The following is a 22,814-nucleotide window of genomic DNA, read 5'->3' as shown; positions in this document are numbered from 1 at the left end:
CCTATCCCCAGGGGGCCAGCACCGCCTTGCGGAGCATGAGCGCACGGGCGAGCTGGCCATCGAGGCGCTCTCGCCGCAGCTCCGCGACGATCCCGGAGAGCGCGCGGATGGCGAGGTCCGCGTGCTCCTCCTGGAGCGCCCCCAGAAAGTCGACGACGCCGCGAAGCAGCCCGTAATCCTCCCACACGGCAAGCTCGAGGAGGTCGCGCAGGATCCCGTCAAGCCCGGCACGGTCGCGGGCGAGCGCGAGGTACGCGCGCTCGCTCGCCGCGAACACCTCGCTCATGTCGGCGAGGGAGTCGTCGACCCGGTCCATCGTCTCGATGATCACGGTCATCGCTGCCCGATGCAGCGCCATGCGCTCCAAATCGGAGGCTGCCGTCGCTCCGAGGAGGTCGATTTGGCGCTCGAGGAGGCGCGCGACCAGGTCCGTGGCGCGGTAGTCGTAGTACGCATGGTCACCGACGACGCGGCGGAGCTCGGGCTCGAAGCGCGCAGGCGACACCGGGAAGCGCGGCCAGTTCCCCCGGAGCGCATGCGCCAAGAACCGCAGGCGAGGCGTGTTGCGCATCGCGTCCGTGCGGCGGTTCGGCCCCGCATGCCATACCCGCTTCCAGGCCTTCTTCAGCAGCCACTCGCTCGCTCGCTCTTCCGCGTCGAGGACCTCTTCCGGCGTGCGCGCGAGGCGCGCGAGCCGCGCACGAAGGTCGACCACCTGCGCGAGCATCGCCTCGGCGGCCTCGCCGCTGACGCGCCGGCTCGCCGCGCGCGCACGGAGCTCGCGCGCGATCGCGTCGAGGCCGCTCGGCTCCGCCAGCGCCAGCCGCAGGAGCCACCGGTCCCAGTGGCAGAAGGCGACGCCGTCGATCTCGCGCCAGGCCTCCGGGCCGTAGCGCACGCCGTCGTCGAGCGGGCGCTCCGCTGGCCGCGGCAGGCGCCTGGCTCGGGCTTCGTCTCGTTTCACCATCGCCTCGGCGCGCTCTCCCGCTGGTTCACGCGTCCGCGTCCCGCGCGGATATCAGCCGGTACTCCCGCTCGACGATCGCGGCCGCGCTCGGTCCGCGCCAGTACGGCTCGATCCACCGCGGCCTCGCGTCCGTCCAGCTCCGCCCCGCGCGGCGCCAGTGGCCGCGGACCATGCAGCGCCGGATGGCCTGCACGTCGGAGGAGCCGCGACGCACGCGCTTGAGCTGCCTCAACGAGGTGACGTCGATCTTGCCGGGTAGGCGGAAGACCCCGTCCGTGGGCGGCGCCGCGCCGTTGCGACGGCGGCGCGGCGGCGGCGCGTCGTCGCCGCGCGGATCGCCGGGCACCGCGTCCGCGTCGGCGCTCGTGGCGTAGAGGATCGCGTTGATGACGAGGGCGAACAGGCCGCGGAGCGGCGGCGAGGCGACGAGGGTCGCGAGCTCGTCGCCGTGCTGGTCGCCGGGCGACACGACCCCCAGGAGCTCGGCGATCCGGGCGTCCCCTGGCACCACGAGGTCGCGCTCGACGAGCTCGGGCCACCCGCCGTCCCGCGCGTCCGCCGCGAACGCGAGCCGCAGGTCGGTGCGCGAGCTCCTCGATCTGCAGCGCCTCCCACATCCACGTGGGATCGAACGCGGCCGACCCCTCGGCGAGGGCGCGCTCGTACAGGCGCTCGAGCCCCTCGATGAGCTCGGCGACCCGCGGCCGCAGCGCGTCCACCGCTGCGGCGGCGCGCGGCGTGGCCCCGTCGAGCGCCGGCACCGGCTCGTCGAGCCACGCCTCGTAGTGCTGCTGGAGCAGCTGCACGGCGGCCTGGCGCAGCTCGTCCGGCGGCACCGCCGCGATCTCGCCGCCTCCGTCGCGCGTCTGCGCGAGCATGGCCTGCTCCAGGTCCTGCCGCTCGGTGACGCGGTACTTCACCGACGCCCCTGCGAGCCGCTCGACGAGCGCCTTCGCGGCCTCGCCGCGCTCGCGGGAGTTGGTCTGCACCTCCAGGCGCCCTCGCTCGATGCGCAGGAAGGCGCGGGAGACCGTCTCCCTGCGCTGCGCGCCGCTGCCCACCCAGGACCAGACCAGCTCCTCGCCGCCGCGCGTGACGCTGCGTGCGCGGTCGAGCGCCACCACGAGCTTGCCCTCGTCGAGGACGTCGAAGTGAACCTGCGTCGAGATCAGCGGGTCGCCGTCGTAGTTCACGAGCGCCGGGAGGCCGGGGCCGATCCAGGCGTCGACGAAGACGGGGACGAGCGCCTCGCGGAGCTCGGCGCTCAGCCGCGCGAGGTGCTTCACCAGCGGATCGCGCAGGCGGGGCTGGATCGGGAAGATGCCTCCGTCGATCTCGGGCTCGCCGGAGGCGCCCTTCTGCACCACGCGCGCGGCGACGAGATCCCAGGTGTGGACGCACCGCGACCCGGCCCGCTCGCGGACGCGCACCTCGCCGCCCTGGAGCAGGTCGCGCAGGGTGATGCTCGCACCCGGCGCGACGCCGATCACCTCGTAGAGGCGCATGGAGCTCCTGCGAGCCATCTCGAGATATCGCCGCTCGCCATCGCGCAGGGCCGGGAGATTGGGGAAATCGAAGGGGTCGCGATCCCCCTCGAGGACGTCCTCGGCGAGCGTCAGGCCTGCGCTCCGCTCGTCGAAGAGGAGCCAGAACTGGAACGCAACCTCGACCATCTCCAGGAGCGCGGCGTCGGTCCACCGGGCGCGGAGCGGGAAGTGCTTGCCCCAGAACATTTCCCTGGCGCCGTCGAGGTCGTCGGGGTGAATCGAGTGAAGGAGCTTCTGAAGCGCGGCATGACGATCCGCCGCCGTGTACGGCGCGCCGCTGCCGCTGCCGCGCGTGAGACAACACTTCTTGTACTTGCGCCCGCTGCCGCAAGGGCAGGGCTCGTTGCGTCCGACCTTGGCCATCGCGGCGCAGGATAGGCGTTCGACGCGGCGGGACGGCGGCGATGTTCATCGAACATCAAAGGTTTGGAGGTCGAGACAGCTTCACCGTGCATTCCGACGAGCTCGTCTATTTTTCCTCGGCGGAGTCGCCACGTCACAGCGGGCGCGCGCCCGGCCAGCGTGCTCGTCAGTGCCGCACAGCGCGGATCGCCCCAGGCGCGCAGGTCGAGCGCCCATCGCACGAGCTCCGGCGGCGGGTCGACCGCCCCCCGCAGGACAGCCGTCGAGAGACGCTCGGCGAGTTCTGGCGCGCGCCTGCCGGACGCTCCCCTCGGGCAACGCCGTGGCCGCCCCGCGAAGGTCACGCTCAAGGTCACGAGCGCGGGAGTCTGCGCCGCTGAATCCTGAGCAATTTCGCGATGATGGATCGACAGGGACTCGAAGCCTGGACCTGCGGATTAAAAGGGCCTGGGGGTGCTGAGGGAATTCAAGGAGTTAAGTGGCAAAGTGGGCAGGAAGGTGGGCAGGCCGGTGGCGGGGGTGGAGACGGAGGCCAGGCGCGGGAGTTGGCGGTGGCGGCGCTGAAGGCGGTGGCGGAGGGGGAGGCCGTCGGGGTGGACATGCTGGTGCGGCTGGCGGAGCAGGTGGCGGCGGGGAGTGGCGCGGCGCAGGCGGGAGCGGCGCCCTCCCCTGCCCTGTCGCCGCGGGCGGTGCTGGTCGCGCAGCTCGGGGAGGGGCTGGGTGCCGCGGCGGCGGCGGGGGACGTCGAAGCCGTGCGCGTTGCGCACGAGGCGATCGGACGGCTCCTTGGACTGCCTTCCCCGAGCGCGGCCCCCGGCACACAAGCGCCCGTGCTCGACTTGGCAACCAGGCGAGAGAAGCTCGCGAGGTAGGCTGACGTGCCAACGGCGCGATCTCGTCCGGCCATGATCAGGCTCCAGAAAGGCTGTAGTCGTGCGGCGGTGACGGTTTGCGAGGGTACATCACCGCCGCCGGCGCCTACGCTCGGGTGGGTCCACCTCCCATGGCGAGAATAAGCTTCGCCAGCTCGAGGTCCGGCGGCTCCCCCGGCGTCAGCCGCCAGACCCCGATCCCGAACCGCTCGCGGAACTCGCCTGCGAACCACGGCTGACATGCCGGCTCGACCGCCGGAACCAGGAGCAGCCCGCCGCGGCATGGGCCGCCGAACGTCTCCCACTGGAGCGCATCACGGTAGATGTGGAGCGAGGTGAAGGAATCCGCGAGCGCTTCCCGCCGTACCCGGTACTTGGCGTCCAGACAAATCCACGAACGCGACCCATCGGGTGCCTCGAACGAGATCACGAGGTCCGGTCGACGCTCACCGGAGATGCTGTATCGGTCCGAGGTCCCCCGGGCGAGGTATCCGGGGAACGTCATGTTGTACCGGAGTTCGAGCCGCGCTCCGTCCTCCGGATGCCTCGCGGTGAACGCCGCCCCCGCCCCGAAGCCGGTGAGCAGCTCGTTCCCAGGCCCCTGCTGCCAGGTCCACGTCCACCCATCCAGGATTCCGGCGAGCGCCCGCTGCACGGCGAGCAGCGTCCACAGCTCGTAAAGCTCGAAGCTCGGGCGCACCGGGGCCTCACCGCCGTCCAGCGACTCGCGCAGACGAAACCGCGGCGATAGAAAGGGCCGAGCCAGCGCGTGGGCGCGGGCGTAGACGGGATCGTCCTGCACCGCAAGGAGCGCGGCCTCGGTCGCGGGCATGGGCGTCAGCGACCCGAGAAACGTGCGGCGCAGCGTGGCCGACAGCTCGTCCGCCGCGCCTGCGGCCGCGCGAGCTCGTGCACGGCACCATTGCGCGGTGTCGGCCTGCAGGCGTTGTTTCACGGCGGCGTCGCCAAGCACGACGCTCAGCTCATTGAGCACGCGAGCGACCCGCCCGACGATCCAGGCAATGTAGCGGTTCACCGGGTGATCGACGGTCTCGTGCGTCGTGTCCTGCGGCACGTACGGGTCCTGCTGGCCGTCGCGAGCAGCCAACCAGGGATCCACCGCGCGTGCGGCCGCCGGGTGCCTCGCCAGCCAGTGGAGCGTCTCCCGATCGGCGCGACGCACGGCTCGCAGCGGGACGTCCTCGCGCGTGGGCGTCGCGAGTTCCCGCGGCGCGACGGCGATGGCGTGAACGGCGCGGACGAGCGCCGGCACCAGCGGCAGCAGCGCTGTGGCCAGGACCGTCGCCGTGGTGCCGTCCGACTGGACGGCGCCGACGCCGCCCCCTTCGAGGCCGATGGCCAGGCCTGGCGACCACGCCTCCAGATCCGCGAGGAGCGCGAGCCATGCCTCGTCGGAGAGCTTCTCGTTGCGCGGAGCCACCTGGACGGCGACCGCCGTCTCGTGAGCGCCGTGCGCCACCTTCAGCTCCGCCGAGCCGACCCAGTGACCCACTTCGAGCGTGAATGCTCCGCGCTCCTGGCTCCAGGGCAACTCCAGCAACCCGAGCCACGCCCGCGGCGCGCCGGCACCAGGAGGCGCATCGACGTGGTAGATCCGCGCCTCTTCGAGGTGCAGGACGCCGTCGACGATGTGCTGGTCCAGGCCGGCCGCGTCGCGAACTTGAAGGCTCATGCCCAAAACCGGGTCACGCCCGTGCGCTTCAGCAGCTCCATCATGCTCCCGAGCTTGGCCTCGGACATGGTGAGGCCGCGGCCCTTGCAGATCTTCAGAAGGGTCTCCATCGCGCCCTTGAACGCCGGCGTGTCCTCGCCGCGCAGCCGCGGCAGCACCTTCGAGAACACGGCCTGGTCGAGGAACGTCGGCTGCGCCGCGTCGCCCAGCTCCGAGACGGCGTGCATGAACGCGAGCACCTCGCCGGCCGTGCGGTAACCGAAGTGACGACGGACCGCGCGCATGGCATCGTGCAGCTCGAGCAGCGTCGCCTCCACGTCCGGGAGCCGCTTGCCCGGGTGCCTGGCCGCGGCGCGCTCGAAGAAGCGCTTGAGATCCACGTCCCAGAACTCGAGCGTGAAGGCCCGGTCCAGCACCTTGTCGCTGAACGGATGGGTCGTCTCGTCCATGTTGACGGTGCCCGCGATGTGGAGGTTCGCCGGCCAGGGAACGCGCGGGGGAACGTCGTTGACCTCGGCCCCGTTGGCGTGAAGCACGAGATCCTTGCCCGTCTCCATGGCCGAGAGGAACGGTGCGAAATAGCGCTCGACACGGGCGAGGTTCATTTCGTCGAGGATGAGGAAATAGGGGCGCCCCGGGTCGACGGCGGCGCGCAGAACGAGGCGGAGCGCAGGCTCGGCCTGGAAGGTGGGGTCGGCGTGCAGGGCGTTGAAGTACCCGAGCAGCCCCGAGGGATCCCGCCAGTCGGGCGAGACGGGCACGACCTCCCGGTGCTCGGACTCAGAGAGCCCCATCAGCTCGCAGACCGCGCGCGAGTAGCAGAGCGTGACAGCCGTCTTACCGGTGCCCGAGAGCCCGGAGAGGAGCACGAAGCGCTTGCGTGGATTGCTGCGCCAGGCGGCGTGGAGGGTGGCGAGCTGGCGGTCGTCGAAGACGAAGTCGGCGATCGCCGGATCGGCCTTGAAGCGCGCGAGGATGGCATCGAAGGGGGGATACGGGATCGCCGGCGGTGCGACGGTGTTCCTGCCCTCGATCGGGTTGATATCGAAGATCTCCTCGGCCGGAGCCTTCGGAAGCTCCTTCGGGAGCCGGGCGGCCCAGGCGGCGCCATACTCCGTCAGGAGGAGGCCGCCGTTCTCGTCGCGCTTGAGCAAGCCGAGATAGAGGCTCCAGTTCCGGAGATCGCTGGGAACACCCGCGGTGGTCCAGTTGGGATAGATCTTCTGGAGAGCGTCGACCACGGCATCGTCGGTCGCCCCGCGATGCTCGTCGACGAACCGGAGGAGCTGGGCGAAGCCGAAGACGCGCTGGAGGAGACGCTCGATGAGGAGATCCGGCAGCCCGCTGCCCAGCAGCTCGTCGCCCTCCTTCGTGGGGTAGAGCAGACCGTCTCGCTGCTCGATGAACCCGAGCCCTTTGGCGCGGATGATGAGCTGGCGCAGCGTCGTCGTCGGGACATTGTCGAAGCTCCCGCTCGCCTGAAGCACGCCCACGAGGTCGTCTTGCGAGAGGCCCGGGAGCGCCGCTTGCACCACGGCGCGGTAGGCGCCTGCGAAGTTGCGCACCGCGAGATAGCCCACGTACTGCTTGGCGAAGGGCCAGACCACGAGCGTAGGCAGCTTGTCGTCGGACGGGGGCATCGCTCCGGCGTCGGCAGGCCCGTCGCTTTTCCAGGGCGGCGTCTGCCCAGCCGAAAGCCGCTCGTAGTTCTCGTGGAGCCACCAGCAGAAGGTCGAGCGCTGCACGTGCTCTGTCAGGGTCTTCTCCTCCCCGAGCACGGCCCGGAGCCGCGCGCGCATCTTCACCTGGGCCACGATCGGGGGATCGCTCGTGTCCTCAAGGAGGAGCTTCGCGATGTGCCGGACGGCATCGTAGCTGAGCACGCAGCTCAGCTCGGCTGGCACGAGCGCACCGACCAGCCGCTGGAGCTTGGCGTGCGGCCTGGGCTTGACCTCGCGCGCCACGGCCATGCCGAGGATGCGCTCGTACTCGCCCTGGATCTCGGCGGCCCGGACGGCGACATCGGACGAAAAGGCGCGCCCACGGAGGCCGACGATGGCGTCCACGAACTCGGGGTCGGCGAGGAGCGCATCGATGTTGATGGCGTCGCCATAGCCGGCGGGGGTGATCGCGCGGGCGTTCCAGAGCTTCTTCTGCGCTGCCTCGGTGCGCAGCTCGGACTCGGGGGCGTTGCGCACCCAGGAGAGGAAGTCGAGGTAGTCCTTTTGCCATTTCGCCCACCCGGCAGGTGGGGTGAAGCCCTTCCAGACGGTGGTGAGCTGTTCGTCGGTCAGCATGGCGATGCGCTGCGACGGTAGCGGACCGTGGAAAGGTCACGCAAGATCCCGGACCTTTCCGGAACGCTGGGCGCTTGCTGTCGCGCATCCTCGCACATGGGCTCCGTGGGAGGCGCTGGCTGCAGCCGTCACGGCAGGTCGGAGGACCCACGACGCCGCGGAGCGACGACCGAGACGCCCCCGAGGGACCTCTTCGCCCTCGACACGCCACGGCCTGGTCCCGTTATGCTGTGCCGGTGAAATCCGGTTCTCATGACGTGGCGGCTCCGGTGACCGCCGCAGACCCAGAGCTCGCATTCATTCAGGGGAAGATCAACCGGCTCTTGCAGGCGCTCGATCGAAGCTTCGTCGAGCGCGCGACCCACGTCCGCGTGGCATTGCTCGCGATCCTGTCGGGGCACCACGTGTTGCTGCTCGGGCCGCCGGGGACGGCGAAGAGCCTGCTGGCCAGGGCGCTCTGCGCGAGCCTGCACGATGCGACGCTCTTCGAGTACCTCCTCTCGAAATTCACCCACCCCGACGAGCTCTTCGGGCCGGTCAGCATCCCCGGGCTCAAAGAAGAAGATTACCGCCGACTCACCGAGGGGTACCTGCCGCGCGCGCACATCGCCTTCCTCGACGAGGTCTTCAAGGCAAACAGCGCGATCCTGAACAGCTTGCTCACCCTCATCAACGAGCGGGTGTTTCATCACGGCAAGCACCGCGACGAGGCGCCGCTGATCAGCATCATCGGCGCCAGCAACGAGCCCCCGGACCCGGAAGGAGGGCTTGGAGCTCTCTATGACCGGTTCCTCGCCCGCATGAGCATCCCGCCCATCGCCGATTCGGAGAAGTTCCTCCAGGTCTGCCTCGGCGAGGCGCCGGCATATAAGCCAGTCGCCACCGACAAGCTCACACGCGAAGAGATCGAGTGGCTGCGAGAGCGGGCAAAGAAGATCGGCGCCGATGACGGCGCGCGCAAGGCGCTGCTCCGGGTGCGCGAGAGGTTCTCCGAGGAGGACGTCGATGCGAGCGACCGTCGCTGGCGCTGGGCGCTGGAGCTGCTCAAGATGTCCGCGCTCACCTCCGGGCGCGTCAGGATCTCGCCCCTGGACGTGGTGCTCCTCGAGCATTGCTTCGGGGATCCAGGAGGCGACCAGGCGACCGTCCGCATGTGCGTGCGCGAGTCGCTCGTGGTTCTGGATGAGCATGACGAGTACCTGACGCCCCTGCGGCAGCTGTGGGCCGAGATCGAGGCGGACGCAGCTTCCCCGGATCTGTCGACATGGCGCCTCGGTGCCGTCCGCCGGCTGGACCGGTTCGACGACGCATGCCGCAGGGCCCGGGAGCTGCTCGATAAGCACCTCGAGCACCTGCAGCAGGAGCTCGCACGCACGCCCTGGTGCACGGAGCTGCCTCCCGAGCTCGTCGCAGGGCTCGTGGCTGTGCGAACCAGGCTCCAGGCCTTCGAGCGCACGAGCGCGCAGCATCGCGCCGCGGTCGCCGCCTATGGTCCCGCGAGCCTCTTGATATCGCGCATGCGCCAGGCGTCGCAGGATCGCGGATATTACGGCAGCGACGTGAAGCTGTGGGTATGCGCGCCTACCGATGCCGAGGACGATGCGATCGGCCTGGATACGGATGGGGCGCCAACCCGGCGCAGCTCGTACCACCACGAGCGGGCTGCACCGGTCGTGGTCGATGACACGAATGCGCACCGCCTCCTTGTCGGGAAAGACACGGGCGCCACGCTCGCGTCGTTGGTTGCTCAGATGGTTGCTCAGATGCGCACCCGAACGAGCTCGCGGGCTAGCGGCCCAGCCGAGCGAAACGAGACCTCGCAGGCGCACCTGAAGCAGGTGTTCGAGCGCTGTGGTCCTCCCCCGCTTCCGTCGACACCCCCGACGGCACCAGGAGGCAGGGATGGGACGGAGAAAGAGGAGGGCGTTCACGCCCGAGTTCAAGGCGGAGGCGGTACGGCTGGCGAAGGCGAGCGACCGGAGCATCGGCCAGGTGGCGAAGGACCTCGACCTGACCGAGACGGCGCTGCGCGACTGGATCAAGCGCGCGGACACCGACGCGGGCCACGGCCCGCCGGGGGCGCTGACGACGCCGGAGCGTGAGGAACTGCAGCGGCTGCGCCGCGACGTGAAGCGGCTGGAGATGGAGCGCGAGATCTTAAAAAAAGCGGCGGCCTTCTTCGCGAAGGAAAACGAGTGAGGTTCGAGTTCATCGACGCGGAGAAGGCGCACTACCCGGTGCTGGTACTGTGCGCGGTGCTGCTCGTCTCGCGCAGCGGCTACTACGGGTGGGCCAAGCGCTCGGAGTCCGCGCGGGCCAAGTCCGACGCTCAACTGAGCGCACAGATCAGGGCCGTGCACCACAAGAGCCGTGGCCGCTACGGCAGTCCGCGCATCCACGCGGAACTTCGTGCTCGCGGCATGCGTGTCGGCAAGAAACGGGTCGAGCGGCTGATGCGAGCTCAACGACTCGCGGCTCGGAGGAAGCGGCGCTTCCGCCGCACCACCAACTCGCGGCACAACGGCCCGATCGCCCCGAATGTGATCGAGCGGCAATTCGATGCTCGAGCGCCCAACCAGGTCTGGGTGACGGACGTGACGTACATTCCCACCGGCGAGGGCTGGCTGTACTTGGCCGTGATCCTGGACCTGTTCTCGCGCCGCGTGGTCGGCTGGGCCGCGAGCGCGTTCAACGATCGCGCCCTGGCGCTCACCGCGCTCGCGTTCGCCTTGGGAACGCGGCGGCCGGCGCCTGGGCTGGTGCACCACTCGGATCGTGGCAGCCCCTACGCCAGCGACGACTACCGGCTCGTGCTCGGGACCCACGGGCTCATCCCGAGCATGAGCCGCGCCGGCGACTGCTGGGACAACGCCGTGGCCGAGAGCTTCTTCGCGACGCTGAAGGCGGAGCTGGTCGAGCACGAGCGCTACCCGACGCGAGCGGCCGCCATCGCATCGATCGGAGACTACATCGAGAACTTCTACAACCTGAAACGACGGCACTCACGGCTCGCCTACATGAGCCCGATCGAGTTCGAATTGAAGACCTACGTGACCGCGCGCGCGGCATAGTGAGACTGTCCGCGGAACCGGGGGAGGACCACTGGACCACCTGGATCCAGAAGAACGTCTCGCCACACCTTCCCAAGGCCCCTTCCCTCCCCGCCTCCGGATCGCCGGCGGCCAATGCGTGAGGCTCGGACGAGCTCACCCGTGGAAAGTGATCCGCTGGCGCCGCTCGCGGACGCGACGCCGGAGCTCCGCGCGCTGGCTGCGTCCGTCGGCCTGGAACCGTGGATCGGCGCGGCGACGCTCGCGGTCGCCAGGCGTCTCTGCGGCGCGCCCGTGGGCGATCCGGGCCCGCTAGGTGCGCTGTGGTTCGCCGTGGCCGGCGGCGAGCTGCGCCTGCTGGAGATCGCATGCCAGGGAGAGCCGTTGCGAGCGGCGGCCTGCGCGGTCGCGTGGAGCGCGCACGTCCTCCGCCACCACGGCGCGCGCGCCCCGAAGACGATCGGCTCCCACCGAGACGCCATGGGGAAGGCGGGGGGTGCCGGTGATGAGGAGAGCGAGGCACAGGCGCTGCGCAAGCAGCTTGCGGTGCTCATGGGGCGGCGCCTGCCCGACGGCTTCCCGCTGCCGGTATCAGGCTCCCTCCCCCGCGAACGCAGCGCGCTGAGCCTGGGCGCCCGGGTCCGGGAGCAGCTCGGCGCCGACGACGCGACCGCGGCGGCCGCGGCCGCCGCGCGCGCGTGCGACGAAGCGGTGCTCGCCCTCGGCGCACTCGTCCCCGGGGTCGGCTGGGATTTCGCGACGGGCCAGCTACACCGGACGTTGCTCGCGCGCATCGAGCGCCTGTCAGCGCTGCTCGGACGGTTGCCGGTGCTTCGCCGGGTCGTGGAGGAGCTCGGGCGGCTCGACGCGCTGCAACGTCAGGCACGCCGGGCAGAGCGCGGTGGCCGCGAGGCGGTCGCGGGCGTGCGCGTCGGCGGAGAGCTCTCGGACGCGCTCGGCTGTGAGCTCGCCTTGCTCGGGGCTCCCGAGACCGAGGATCTCTTCTTCCAGCGCCTCGTCGAGCATCGGCTCGTCTGCCTGGAGCTGCTGGGGACCACAACGGAGACCACGCCCGCGGACGAGCGGCGTGGTCCTGCCATCGCGTGCGTGGACACGAGCGGATCCATGCAAGGTGCGCCCGAGGCGGTCGCGAAGGCGCTGATCCTGGCCGTGGTGCGGCAGCTCGTTCCCAAGGGCCGTGCCGTCCAGCTCCTCCTGTTCGGCGGGCCCGGGGAGGCGGAGCCGCTGGAGATCCGGCGCGGTCGGCAGGGCCTCGCGCGCCTGCTCGACTTCCTGAGCATGGGGTTTCATGCCGGCACCGATTACGACACCCCCCTGCTCCGCGCGCTCGAGCTTCTGAAAACGGACGCTTACGCCAAGGCGGATGTCCTGGTGGTGACCGACGGCCTGTGCCGCGCCAGCGCACGCGTCGCACAGCAAGTGGCTCGGGTGAAGCAAGACGCGGGGGCCCGCGTCCTCTCCGTCGTGGTGGGCGGCGATCCCGCGGGAGTCGAGGGCTTCAGCGATCAGGTGTGGCTCGTCGACCCGAGCACGCCGATCGCGGGAGGCCTCGACGTGCGGCATTGGCGTGGCCCCTGATGTCGCGACGGTCGAATTCTTCTTCGGTCGCGCCGCAATGCAGCCAGGAGCTCGGAGTGGCGCTATTGGACTGCGGATCCGGCAGACTCCGCGCGCGCCAGCCATCGCGCCGTCCCCGCCACGTCGAGCAGAAAGTTCTCGATGACCTCCAAGGCGAACTTCTCGGGGAGGCAGTCCTGGAACTTCGATAGCCGGTAGCCCGGCAGCCTCGCGAGCACGGCCTGACGCAACGCGGTTGCGCCCCAGAAGGCCGACGATGACATCCTCGCGATCGTTCCCCGAACGCTCTCGTGGCCGATGCCGTCCCCCTCGATGCGAAGCTGGAAGTTGTCGGCGACGACCTTCCAGCCTTCCGCGACCTCGAACCCGTACTTGAGCGTGTGGTTCACTCGCCCGCCCGCGAAGGTCCACCAGCGGGCGACGCTGCCGTCGACCCGCTCGGGCCCGCACCAGGTGTTGGCCAGGTTCCAAGAACAGCTTGTAAGTCCGCGCCGTCCGGCCAATGGAGCCGCCATCGACGAACACCTCGGCATCCGGCGGATCCACCGCGAGGAGGAGCGTCGCGACATGCGCCGCTGCTTTGCGCAGCCCTTCGCCGAATCTCCTTGCTGCGCCAGAGCAGGCCCTTCGCGCTGCTCGAGGCTCCAGGCCAGATGTTCGGCCGCATCCCGGTACTGGCGCAGTGCGAGCTCACAGAGCCCGAGCTCTCCGGCGATCTCTGCCCGCGCTCGCTCCTTGCCAGACGCTGCGCCTATTGCCTCGAAGGCCGCCTTGTAGGCGACGTGTGCCTCGGTCCACCGCCCCGCGTCGCGTGCCCTGCGGGCACGGCGAACATGGTCCTTCACCGTTGAATCGTCGCTCGATCCTGGCTTCGGGTAGAACTCCTCAGCGCTGGCCGAACCTGTGAAGCTGGCTTCGACACCAAGCGCAAGAAGAATCGAGAACGCATGCGCAGCGCAACGCATTGGTAGATCCTACTTTCTCCTGCCCGGCCGTGAAACTGGGCGATGAAGGGCAAGACCCCCTTTCAAACCGTGCGTGCGGATTCCCCGCACACGGCTTACCGGTGGCCTCTCGGGTCGCTGCATTATGCAGCCTCCGGGTACTGAACGGTCCCGCGCAGGCGGTGGAGCCCGTGACCTTCGACGAAGAAGTCGCATGTCCAACCCTCGACCTCACCCGCGCGCAGGTTGCGCCCCTTGCGCTTCCTGAGGAAGTCGCGGAGCCGCCGCCACACGTAGCGGTCGATCTGGTTGAACTTGCTCTTCGCGTTCCCGGTGCGGAAGTAGTTGCCCCAGCCGCGCAGCACCGGGTTCAGAGCGCGGATCAGCACCCGCACGTCCTTCACCCCGTTCCTGGCTCGACCGGTCAGCTCCTTCACGCGCTGCCGCACCCGCTTCATGCTGCGCTGAGAGGGCCAGCGCTGGAGGAAGTACACGCGCCGGCGTGACTGCTCCCAGATCGGCCCGCTCATGCGCTTGCGCAGGTGGCAGCCGAGGAAGTCGAAGCCCTCCTTGCCCAAGGAGAGATCCACCCGCCTCGTCTTATCCGGGTGTAGCTCCAGCCCGAGCCGCGCGAGCACCTCGCGTACGCGCCTCTCGGCCTGCTCGCACGCCGACCTCGTGGTGCACATGACCACGAAGTCGTCCGCGTAGCGCACCATCGTGCCCAGATGGGCACCATGGCGCTCCCACGCCACATCGAGCACGTGCAGGAAGATGTTCGAGAGCAGTGGAGAGATCACGCCGCCCTGCGGTGTCCCCGAGAGCGTCGCTATCTCCCGCCCTTCTTCCATCACCCCGCACCGGAGCCACTGCCGCAGCAGCTTGAGCACCCGCCGATCCGAGACGCGTCGCTCGACCAGCTTCATCAGCTTGTCGTGGTCGATGCTCCCGAAGTAGTCGCGGATGTCCGCGTCCAGGACGTGGTTACCTCTGCGAGCTCCCAGCTTGCGGAGGGTCTCCAGCGCCTGCGTCGCGCTGCGGCGAGGCCGGAAGCCGTACGAGCTCGGGCGGAAGTCCGCCTCGAAGATCGGCTCCAGCACCAGCTTCGCCGCCATCTGCACCACCCGGTCCCGGATCGTCGGAATGCCTAGCGGCCGCCTCTTCCCATCGGCCTTCGGGATGTACCGGCGCAACACCGCTGTCGGCCGGTACGTACCTGCTCGCAGCGTGACGCCGAGCTCTTCGAGGAAGCGCTCCACGCCGTGCTGCTCGATATCAGCGAGCGTCTGAGCATCGACACCCGCCGCACCTCGGTTCCGCTTCACCCGCTTCCACGCTTCCGCGAGGACGTCACCCCTCGCGATGCGGTCGTACAACGCGTGGAACCGGCGCCCCGGATGCCGCTTGGCCGCGACCCACAGCCGGCGTTGGAGTTGTCGCACTTTGTCCATGGGCTCGCGCCCACGGGGGTGGTTGGAGCCGGTCCTGCCGGCCATGCCCTCGCGCTTACCTCCTCGACCGACGCGACCACCGCAGGGGCCTCTCCCTCCGACCGCGTTGTTCGTCGCGGCCATCAACGGTACTACGGCCCCCTCGGACTCCCGCTGCGCAGCGCTCGATTTCACCTTCGGCTTATACGAGCCACCTTGCCGTGACGACAGCAACGCAGACGGGTCTCCCGTGTTCCGCACCTCTCCTTGAACGCGTGCTGCGCCCTCTACCCCGGAGGGACCCGACGCGCGTTCTGCTCCGGACTGCGGCGCGACGGATGTGGCCTTCGCCGTTGCATGCGCGGCTCGGCTCCCTCGTTGTTTGTCTGTCGAGGCGGCAGGCTTCACTTGATGTTGCGGCCCGCGTTCTTGCTCCCTCCGTAAAGGCATTCGACGCCCCGCTCGGGCCGCGGGGTCTCCCCCGCAAACCTGGGGCCTGCTACCGGGCGCTCCGGCGCTTACCCGGACGGGACTCGCACCCGCTAGAGATGTGCAGCTTGAGATCGCTCTCTCGCCCCGCGGACGGGGATAAAGATTGATCTCGTCACGACGCACCATGCATGAACCGTACTTACGCCAGCCTCACGGCGTCAATCCCTCGAAAATCGGCGTTGAAGGACCTTTGGAACGAGAAAAGACAGCCCGGGGATGGAAAGCGTTCGTCCGTCCCCCGCACAGAGCACGGTGCAACCCAACATCTGCCCCACATTATCCCACCAAAGTCGTCACGCCGTGCATTTTCCTGAACCCTCCCGGGCGGCTCAGGTGTGCTACCTCCCGTGGGAAAGCCAGCGACCATCTCCACGGGGTTCGCTCTCTTCCGGCGCCTCGCCATGCGCCAGGGCGTCCCGGCGCGAAACGCGGAGGACATTGCGCAGGAGGCGCTACTGCGGGGGTTGGAAGCGGACCAGCGGATTGAGGCGGGTCAGGACCCGGGGCCGTACCGCGTGACGATCGCCCTGAACCAGGCGCGCAACCATGTCCGGGCCGAGGGCCGCCTGGGCGAGATCCTGACGTCGTTCGACGAGCGCGAGCTCCCGGGAGAGAGCTCCACGCCCGAGGAACTGCTCCGCTTGCACGAGCGGGCAGCGCTCACGCGGCACCTGATCGCCCAGGTCGACCCCAAGTACCGGGACATCTTGATCAGGCACGAGCTCGAGGAGACGCCGCTCGTCGAGATCGCGGCTGAGCTCGGCCTCAACGTGCAGACGGTGAAGACCCGATACCGGCGGGCGCGCGAGGAGCTGGAGGCGCACAAGCGACGGTGGCAGGCGCAGCAGCGTTCACGCGGGTGGGACGAGGACGCGTGTGTGCCGCTCGCCTTCGGGCTCCGCCGTGACGACTCCTGGCCGGCTTGGCTAAGACATCTGGGCGTGAAGGTCCTCGTGCAGGGTGCGCTCGTCGTGCTGACCGGCGCGCTCGTCTCCGCGGTGCCGCCCTTGCCCGGCCTGGACCCGTGGCTGCAGCCGGCGGCGATCCGTGCGACTGCGACCGCGCCCGAAGCGCAGGACGCCATGGCGCCTCCGGCGCAAGACGGCGCGCACAGCGCCGCGGCGTCTGGCCCGGCGGCGGCGGAGCCGACCTCGACGCCGAGGGCACAAGGAAGCGCGCGCGCCGATGCCGTGGTGAGCCGCACGCCCGTCCCTCCGGTGGCCACGGCTGCTCGCGTCGCGCCGCCGCGGAGCGCCGATCGGCCGGCCGTCAACGAGCGCGAGCGGGGCCTGGTCAACCAGGCCTGGAGGGCGATCGAGGCGCACACCGCCTTCGCCGCCGTCGAGGCGCGCCGTCTGCTCGAGGCCCATGCGCGGGAGTTCCCGCAAGGGCAGCTCGCCGCGGAGCGCGAAGCGCTGCTCAGGCAGATTCGCTGAGCCATCGGTTGCTCATCAAGAGCGAGGCGTCGATGCGGCCGTTGCTGTCTTCGTACAGCATGCACTTGGTTCGGCCGCGCAGCATGACACATGGGATCCGAGGACAACAGAGCGAGACTCAAGCAGCTGGTCGAGCGAATGGAATGGCGCATTGTTCCGTTGAGCAAGGACCATGTTCAGGCAGTCATCGAGGAGAGCTTCAACGCGTACTACAGCGCTCCAGCGGGCAAGGTGGCAACAGCGCAACTGACGTTGGCTCGACTGGTCTTGGACGAGGCGACTCCTGGGCACCAGAACGTTCCTGAATCCAACGAAGCCCGTGCGCCGATCTGTCGCATCTCACCGCTCGAGGAAGCGCTGAACCGCTGGGCTGAGGTCGACGAAGAGGGGCAAAAGCGAGTGGTTACAATCCTGGATGCGATGGGCGCCAAGGACCCCGCCGCCCGTGCTGCGCACGCGGCCCTGGTCTGGGCCGCGCAGGTGTACAAACTCGCGACGAGAGCAGGTGTAAACGGTCAACGGCGCCAGCGCTTCAGAGTCACCGCGCTCAGCGCGCGACGACCTCAGGAAAGCTGAGGTCGACGACGTGGACACGGCGCGCTAGCAGACCGCTGGGACACGAGGGATTACCATCGCTCTTGGATCACACTCCAGCGAGCCCGACCTTGCCTCCCGTGCCAGCCCCACTGCTCGGTCTCCTCTGGCGCCAGGCGAATCGCCTGGATCTCATCCCGTAGGATCGGGAGGGCGAGGCCGGCCTCGTCCCTCGTCAAGACGACCTCCCGGAAGCTGATGTCAACGACGCGGACGCGCTGCGCTCTCCACCACGGATCGGCCCACCCCGGAGCTGCTCCGACCACCAGGTCGACGGTCTCGTCCTTCTCGCGAGCGCGCTTCAGCTGCTGGTGGAGGCTCGCGTCGCCGGGCAGGGCCCAGTCGGTCGCCAGGGCGTCGTCGACGAAGCCCCAGCGAAGCCGAACGGCGCCATGGAGGACGCCGTACTGGTAGAAGGCGTGGAGCGCCTTGACGTCGCTCTCGAGCCGGCGCGCAAGCCTCTGGTGGTCCCCTTCGGACAGGTAGCGCGCCACCTTCTCGGGATCGCCGAAAGGCCGGCGGATGCGGGTGGTCCCCGCGATGAGGAGCTCCGACGTGATCTGCAGCGTGCGGCCCGCGCGGTTCAGGCGTCTGGATTTCTGTGGCGGCTTGAGATCCACAACCCGGCAGCGGCCCGCATCGAACCCCAGCGCGCGTAGCGTGTCGCGGATGTCGAGCCCCGCGATCACATCGAATCGCTCCAGCAGGCCGGCGAGCTCGGCGACGTCGCGACCGATGAAGGCCCTGATCGATCGCTGGCCCACGTCGAGCAACGCCACGGCCTGCGGATCTTCCGCGGAAGGTACCGCGCTAAGGACGGCGCGGCGGGACGACCGCGCGATCTCGGCGTTGCGTTGCGCCTCCGGGTCGAACTCCACGCGGCGGATCGCGCTGCCCTGCTCCCGTGCCGTGCGCTGCGCCGGCTGCACGAGCACCGGCTGCGGCAGCCCGCGGATCGCCCGCCGTGTCGCGATGAGGCCCGGCGCGAGAGGGTTGAGCGTGAGCCGCCCGTCGTTCCCCGTGACGAACAGATCGCTCCTCCCTGGCCCGTTGCGCGGGCCGAGCTTCTCTCGATGGCTCGTGAACCCGGCGAGCAGTCTCTCGATCTCCTCTGCTGTCATCGGCATCTGCCAAGCATCCAGCACGGCCGCGGCCTGTCGGATCCATGGCAAGCTCGTCACGGAGCGGCCGCGAAAGGCCGCCGCCACCTCCTCGATCGAGAGCGGGATCTCATCACCGGGTACAGGTAACGTGGGCGTCGGGGGCTGCGGCTCCACGCGCTCGTCGGTGGGGTCGGCCGCCCGCAGCAAGGCGCGCATCAGACCGAGGTCGACGACCTTGCGGCGTATCACGTCTCCCAGGATACCGCGCGTGTTCCGGGCGACGGGACGGAGCTGAGGATCTTTCGAGACTCGGGGATTCGGCTTTGCCATGCCTGCACACCCTACCGCAAGGTCCGTCTCGAGACTCGCGTGATCGGATGGAGGCGGCCAGTTGCTGGTGCGCAAGCCGGGTGAGAAAAAGGCGAGTCCAACCGGAAGGGGTTGAGGTCTATAGGTAGCCCCGTGGCGCACCGGGACCACCAGCGGTGGTCCGGGCCGCGTCGGCCGCAACCTCCGGGAGGTGGATGCCGCAGCCCAGAACCACCGCACCCATCCAGTGAACCAGCACACAAGCAACTGCACTCTGCCAGCCCGTCTCCTCGGGCGCTCCGAGATACAAAATCGAACTCTCCAAATCGGCCTCCCGGCGGGCGTCCTGCTCACGCGCAACGGCGCGTTCCGGTTCGGTTTTTCGCGGCCGTGGAGGAAGGCATCCCCCGTCGATGGACGTCGCCGCCAGAGATACCTTTTTGTGCATCTCCGCGGGATGCGCGTCAGGCTCGCCTTGAACCGATATCCCGGCGGGTCACGCCCTCACCCCGCGCACGAGCTGCCGGTGGCGCAAGGGACGGAGCCGCTCACGCTCTGCTGGTCACGCATGCACGAGGAAAAGGAACGACGATGAAAGGCGATGCAGCAAGAAAGGATCTGGTCGGGCATGAGGATCGGGCCCTCACGCCCCGCGAGCTCGCGCGTCTCCTCCGCGCCTTCGCGCACATGATCGAGGCCGCTGCAAACGATCCCGGACCAGAGCTCCCTCGCCCGGTCCGGCGGCACTCGCGCGCCGCGGCTCTGCCCGCAGCGTCTCCGCTCACGCAGGCCCGGGCCACGGCCGCGCTGAAGAAGCTCGGCGTGCTACCCTGAGGGCCGCATGGGCGAGCAACGCAAAGGCCGGCATCTGGTCCGCATCACCATCAACGGCGAGCGCCGCCGGATAGGCTCCTGCGCCACCGGGGAGGAGGCCGAGGAGCTGCGCGCCGCCGTCTATTCGCGCGCCAGCGACGTCACCGGCATCACCCTCCGAGCCTGGGGCGAGCAATGGCTCGACCGCCGAGAGCGCCTCGACGGCCTGCGCAGCATCTCGACCGACCGTGGCCGGAGGCGGACGCATATCGGGAACTCCCCACTCGCCAGCATGGCACTTGTCATGATCACGGCGAAAGACGTCGACGCCTGGATATGCGCCCTCCAGAAGAAGCTGACCGCGACACCCTATCGCGCGCCAAAGCCTCTCTCCCTCGCAACGGTCAAGCAGGTTATCGGGCTGCTCCGGCAAATGCTCGACGACGCGATGCCCCAGCACATCACCACGAATCCCGTGGCCGCCCTCAAGAAGCGCGTCCCAAAGGCCACCAAACGCCGCGCCCGCGACGCCACCGTCGAGCCCTGGACCTACCTGGAGCCGGAAGAGCAGCACCGCCTCCGCACCAGCGACGCCATCCCCGAGGCCGACCGCCTGATCATCCTCTTCGCCCTCCTCACCGGCCTCCGCCAGGGCGAGCAGTTCAACCTGGAGCTCGCCGATCTCCGCCTCGACGCCGATGCCCCGCATGTCGTGGTCCGTTTCGGCTCGAAGAACCAGCCCCCCAAGAACGGCAAGATCCGCCGCGTCTACCTCTCCGCCGACGCCGTCGACATCTGCCGCCGCTGGCTCGCGCTCCTCCCGAGCTACGCCCCTCACAACCCCGAGGCCCTCGTGTTCCCCGGCGCCCGGGGCGGCCGCGTCTCCGAGGGCAAGACCCGCTCATCCGCAGCGAGATGGTCACGCTCCCGACCGGCCGACGGAAGCAGAAGAAGGTCGACCTCTTCGACCGCCACCTCGACGCCGCGGGCATCACCCGCCCGGTCCGCTGGCACGACCCCCGCCACAGCTGCGCCAGCTCGCTCGTCGCCGGATGGTGGGGCCGTCGCTGGACGCTCGAGGAGGTCCGCGAGCACCTCGGCCACACGTCGATCGCCTCGACGCACCGCTACGCGCACCTGAGCGAGACGGCCATCAAGGGCGCCGTCCGCCAGACCCCTGGGTGGGCAGCGCCGCTGCCCACCTCCGCCTCGATTCCTCCTGAGGTTTCGCGTCTAACCCCTTGGAATCATTCAGTGGGTCGACAGGGACTCGAACCCTGGACCTACGGATTAAAAGTCCGCTCTCGCTGGAACGCGCTCCCCTCCCCTAACCTATTGGAATTACTCAACTAAGTAGGCCATCCAGGCCGCTTTCGCGATGCTGGGGAGGGGATCGCGATCAGGCCGAAATAGGCCGGAACGCGACAGGGCGCCCCGTTCGTCACGGTAACAGCACGGTAACAGGATTCGGTAATCTGGGCCACATCTATCCCGAGCGGGCCCTCTCGGCCTGGACGAGCTCGTGGAGCTTCTCGCAGCAGAAGGTCATCGTCCCCTCGCTGGCGGTCCGCATCGTTAGTTTCGGTGAGGACCCATGCTCGGGGCACCGGATGTGCGCGTAGCGCTTCTCCACGAGCTCCGCCTGGCCCTGCGGAGTAGCCATGTGCTTCAGCTTACGTTGTAGATCCTTCAAATTCATAAGAAAAGTCTAGCTGAACAAGTACGCAGCGTCCAGACCGCCCGGCCGTGATCGTGGTACACTTGCCCCAGGATGTCCGAGCCCCGTCCCAAGCAAGAATCGAAGGGGAAAGCCTTCGAGCGGCTCGTCGCCGCCGTCCAGCAAGCGATCGGTCCTGACGCGCAGGTCGAATGGGACCGGAAACTTATGTCGGATTGCGGGGTTCGTCGCCAAATCGACGTGATCGTACGCGTCGGGAACGCATCGAAGGCCGCCCTCATTGCTGTAGAGGCCAAGCACTGGCAGAAGAGCATCGACATCGATACTGTCGGCGCCTTTTATGTGACGGCCGCTACCGTCGGCGCGCAGAAGGGAATCGTCGTATCCAGCCATGGGTTCCAGCGTGGTGCCCTCAAGCTGGCCAAGCGACTCGGGATCGATACATACGTTCTGAGAGAAGCCATCGACAAGGACTGGGACGGGCACGTACGAGGGTTACACGTCGCAGTTCATAACACCACCATCCTGTGCGAGGATGCTGAGATCAGGCTTGCGAACGGCGAAAGGCATAAGCTCCTTTCCGCGGCCAGCGTGAAGCTTCTCACGCAAGACGGACGAGGGTTCTTCTTTGATCGTATTGTTAAGAAGTGGCTAGCCGATAATCCGCAGCATGAGGATCGACTGGTGGAGCTAACACCCGACTCTCCACTTTTCTACAACCATGGAACCGAACTAAAGCCAGTCGCAACCATGTATTGCAGGGCGACGCGTGTTACTGGGATGGTATCCGAGGGGATACTCGACCGTCCTGAGGACTGGGTATTTTTCAAGTGCCTTCCCGATCAAACGATCGAGGAAAAGCTCTTCTTCGAATTTAGGGACCTGCAACAGGGCGCCGATGGCTTCAAACGGCCCCCGAAAAAGTCACGCATCTCCACGAGAAAGCGGAAAGCTACTCCTTGAGCCTCAAGACGGTCATCACCGCTTCCCCCCGGTCAGACTCTCCGCCAGGAGCTGCCGCCCCCGCCGAAGCCGGGATGCTGCGGTCCCGATCGGCACGCCGACGATGCCGGCGATCTCCGTCGGCCCGTGGCCGATGCTCGCCAGAAGGAGCACCTCCTTCTGGCGGTGCGGCAGCCTGAAGACGCTGAGGATGCCCTCCAGGGCATCGAGCCGGTCCACGGGGTCGCGATCGACAACCGGCTCGGGCACGGCTAAGTACCACGGATCCAGCCCGACCGGGAGCTCACGCCGACGGTGGGCCCGCCCATGATAGTGGCTGGCCTTACGCCAGGCGATGCCCATCAGCCAGGCCCGCAGGGCGTACGAAGCATCCCGCGCAGGGTCGGGCATGTACCTGCACGCCTCGATCGCGCGCCAGGCGGCGAACAGGACCTCCTGGGCCAGGTCCTCGCGGTCCTGAGGGTGAACGCCGAGGGACCGGAGCATCGCCCGGATCCGGCCCTGCTCGGCCATGAGGGAACTGAAGACACACGAATCCCGATCCCGCGCGCTGGGCGCAGGGTGTACATGGGACATGTCGGACCTCGCTGAACGGGGAACGGCCACGCCCCCGGTCGGTGCCAGCCGATGCGGGGGCACCTCTCGATCTGCGCCAAAAATCGAG

General features: G+C 68.8%; 14 protein-coding genes, 1 tRNA gene and 4 pseudogenes. 9 read left to right on the top strand and 10 right to left on the bottom strand.

Translation table 11 applies throughout. The features are described from left to right. Window position 1: 1 nt before the first annotated feature. The 3 genes and pseudogenes from NQZ70_RS20155 to NQZ70_RS53405 all read right to left on the bottom strand — a co-directional run. Window positions 2-964: a hypothetical protein gene (locus NQZ70_RS20155; RefSeq protein ID WP_129575661.1), complete on the bottom strand. Its 963-nt coding sequence runs from the start codon at window positions 962-964 to the stop codon at window positions 2-4. A gap of 28 nt (window positions 965-992) precedes the next feature. Continuing rightward, the gene (locus NQZ70_RS20150) at window positions 993-1,478 is read right to left on the bottom strand and encodes a hypothetical protein (protein WP_237245737.1); all 486 of its coding nucleotides are present in this window, start codon (window positions 1,476-1,478) and stop codon (window positions 993-995) included. Window positions 1,479-2,832: 1,354 nt separating this feature from the next. Continuing rightward, window positions 2,833-2,877, bottom strand: a pseudogene (locus NQZ70_RS53405) (SEC-C metal-binding domain-containing protein); the annotation flags it as partial. Window positions 2,878-3,428: 551 nt separating this feature from the next. On the opposite strand from NQZ70_RS53405, the gene NQZ70_RS20140 reads away from it, so the two are divergent. After that, window positions 3,429-3,749 carry a hypothetical protein gene (locus tag NQZ70_RS20140; protein WP_165373703.1) on the top strand — a complete coding sequence of 107 codons (321 nt, stop codon included), beginning with the start codon at window positions 3,429-3,431 and terminating at the stop codon, window positions 3,747-3,749. A 106-nt stretch (window positions 3,750-3,855) separates the two neighbouring features. Here the strand turns inward: NQZ70_RS20140 and NQZ70_RS20135 are convergent, their stop codons facing one another. Together NQZ70_RS20135 and NQZ70_RS20130 are read right to left on the bottom strand one after the other, a co-directional pair. Continuing rightward, on the bottom strand, window positions 3,856-5,442 hold the full coding sequence (locus tag NQZ70_RS20135) for a DUF2357 domain-containing protein (protein ID WP_129575659.1): 1,587 nt from the start codon (window positions 5,440-5,442) through the stop codon (window positions 3,856-3,858). Beyond that, window positions 5,439-7,739, bottom strand: a complete 2,301-nt coding sequence (locus tag NQZ70_RS20130; protein WP_129575658.1) for an McrB family protein — start codon at window positions 7,737-7,739, stop codon at window positions 5,439-5,441. The genes NQZ70_RS20135 and NQZ70_RS20130 overlap by 4 nt, the downstream gene beginning before the upstream one ends. A gap of 230 nt (window positions 7,740-7,969) precedes the next feature. Here NQZ70_RS20130 and NQZ70_RS20125 point away from each other — a divergent pair. The 3 genes and pseudogenes from NQZ70_RS20125 to NQZ70_RS20115 all read left to right on the top strand — a co-directional run. Then, window positions 7,970-8,881: pseudogene (locus tag NQZ70_RS20125) on the top strand (AAA family ATPase); the annotation flags it as partial. Between the two features lie 760 nt (window positions 8,882-9,641). Continuing rightward, window positions 9,642-10,810, top strand: a protein-coding gene (locus NQZ70_RS20120) for an IS3 family transposase (protein WP_129572590.1) whose coding sequence is annotated in 2 segments (ribosomal slippage) — window positions 9,642-9,894 and window positions 9,894-10,810 — 1,170 coding nt in all. Because the reading frame shifts where the segments join, the coding sequence is not laid out codon by codon here. 141 nt (window positions 10,811-10,951) lie between these two features. After that, the gene (locus NQZ70_RS20115) at window positions 10,952-12,388 is read left to right on the top strand and encodes a VWA domain-containing protein (RefSeq protein WP_129575656.1); all 1,437 of its coding nucleotides are present in this window, start codon (window positions 10,952-10,954) and stop codon (window positions 12,386-12,388) included. 62 nt (window positions 12,389-12,450) lie between these two features. Here NQZ70_RS20115 and NQZ70_RS53400 read toward each other — a convergent pair whose 3' ends face one another. Together NQZ70_RS53400 and ltrA are read right to left on the bottom strand one after the other, a co-directional pair. Continuing rightward, window positions 12,451-13,353 (bottom strand): hypothetical protein, encoded by a 903-nt coding sequence (locus NQZ70_RS53400; protein ID WP_408022420.1) that lies wholly within the window; start codon window positions 13,351-13,353, stop codon window positions 12,451-12,453. 122 nt (window positions 13,354-13,475) lie between these two features. Then, on the bottom strand, window positions 13,476-14,783 hold the full coding sequence (gene ltrA, locus NQZ70_RS20100; protein ID WP_207217527.1) for a group II intron reverse transcriptase/maturase: 1,308 nt from the start codon (window positions 14,781-14,783) through the stop codon (window positions 13,476-13,478). Between the two features lie 806 nt (window positions 14,784-15,589). Between ltrA and NQZ70_RS20095 the strand changes: the two genes are divergently transcribed. Both NQZ70_RS20095 and NQZ70_RS20090 read left to right on the top strand, forming a co-directional pair. Then, complete coding sequence (locus NQZ70_RS20095; RefSeq protein WP_129575654.1) at window positions 15,590-16,690, top strand: sigma-70 family RNA polymerase sigma factor; 1,101 nt, start codon at window positions 15,590-15,592, stop codon at window positions 16,688-16,690. A gap of 90 nt (window positions 16,691-16,780) precedes the next feature. After that, window positions 16,781-17,266, top strand: coding sequence for a hypothetical protein (locus NQZ70_RS20090; protein WP_129575653.1), 486 nt, complete (start codon window positions 16,781-16,783; stop codon window positions 17,264-17,266). Between the two features lie 50 nt (window positions 17,267-17,316). On the opposite strand, the gene NQZ70_RS20085 is transcribed toward NQZ70_RS20090, so the two are convergent. After that, window positions 17,317-18,858 carry a hypothetical protein gene (locus tag NQZ70_RS20085; RefSeq protein ID WP_129575652.1) on the bottom strand — a complete coding sequence of 514 codons (1,542 nt, stop codon included), beginning with the start codon at window positions 18,856-18,858 and terminating at the stop codon, window positions 17,317-17,319. Window positions 18,859-19,537: 679 nt separating this feature from the next. Between NQZ70_RS20085 and NQZ70_RS20080 the strand changes: the two are divergent. After that, a pseudogene (locus NQZ70_RS20080) lies at window positions 19,538-20,419 on the top strand (tyrosine-type recombinase/integrase); the annotation flags it as partial. A 5-nt stretch (window positions 20,420-20,424) separates the two neighbouring features. After that, window positions 20,425-20,595: pseudogene (locus tag NQZ70_RS53395) on the top strand (hypothetical protein); the annotation flags it as partial. Between the two features lie 169 nt (window positions 20,596-20,764). On the opposite strand, the gene NQZ70_RS20075 reads toward NQZ70_RS53395, so the two are convergent. Then, a tRNA-Lys gene (locus NQZ70_RS20075) sits at window positions 20,765-20,832 on the bottom strand. 448 nt (window positions 20,833-21,280) lie between these two features. Between NQZ70_RS20075 and NQZ70_RS20070 the strand changes: the two genes are divergently transcribed. Further along, window positions 21,281-22,150 (top strand): restriction endonuclease, encoded by an 870-nt coding sequence (locus tag NQZ70_RS20070; RefSeq protein ID WP_129575650.1) that lies wholly within the window; start codon window positions 21,281-21,283, stop codon window positions 22,148-22,150. A 15-nt stretch (window positions 22,151-22,165) separates the two neighbouring features. On the opposite strand, the gene NQZ70_RS20065 is transcribed toward NQZ70_RS20070, so the two are convergent. Beyond that, window positions 22,166-22,663: an RNA polymerase sigma factor gene (locus NQZ70_RS20065; RefSeq protein WP_165374059.1), complete on the bottom strand. Its 498-nt coding sequence runs from the start codon at window positions 22,661-22,663 to the stop codon at window positions 22,166-22,168. Window positions 22,664-22,814 lie beyond the last annotated feature (151 nt).

This window comes from Sorangium sp. So ce836 (assembly GCF_028553905.1).
GTDB lineage: Bacteria > Myxococcota_A > Polyangia > Polyangiales > Polyangiaceae > Sorangium > Sorangium cellulosum_D.
This window is presented reverse-complemented; position numbering and strand designations above follow the sequence as displayed.

Bases quoted from the DNA above. Each gene is read 5' to 3' on its own strand.
- NQZ70_RS20135 (WP_129575659.1), bottom strand. From the start codon at position 5,442: ATGAGCCTTCAAGTTCGCGACGCGGCCGGCCTGGACCAGCACATCGTC.
- NQZ70_RS20130 (WP_129575658.1), bottom strand. From the start codon at position 7,739: ATGCTGACCGACGAACAGCTCACCACCGTCTGGAAGGGCTTCACCCCA.
- NQZ70_RS53400 (WP_408022420.1), bottom strand. From the start codon at position 13,353: ATGCGTTGCGCTGCGCATGCGTTCTCGATTCTTCTTGCGCTTGGTGTC.
- ltrA (WP_207217527.1), bottom strand. From the start codon at position 14,783: ATGGACAAAGTGCGACAACTCCAACGCCGGCTGTGGGTCGCGGCCAAG.
- NQZ70_RS20090 (WP_129575653.1), top strand. From the start codon at position 16,781: ATGGGATCCGAGGACAACAGAGCGAGACTCAAGCAGCTGGTCGAGCGA.
- NQZ70_RS20070 (WP_129575650.1), top strand. From the start codon at position 21,281: ATGTCCGAGCCCCGTCCCAAGCAAGAATCGAAGGGGAAAGCCTTCGAG.
- NQZ70_RS20065 (WP_165374059.1), bottom strand. From the start codon at position 22,663: ATGGCCGAGCAGGGCCGGATCCGGGCGATGCTCCGGTCCCTCGGCGTT.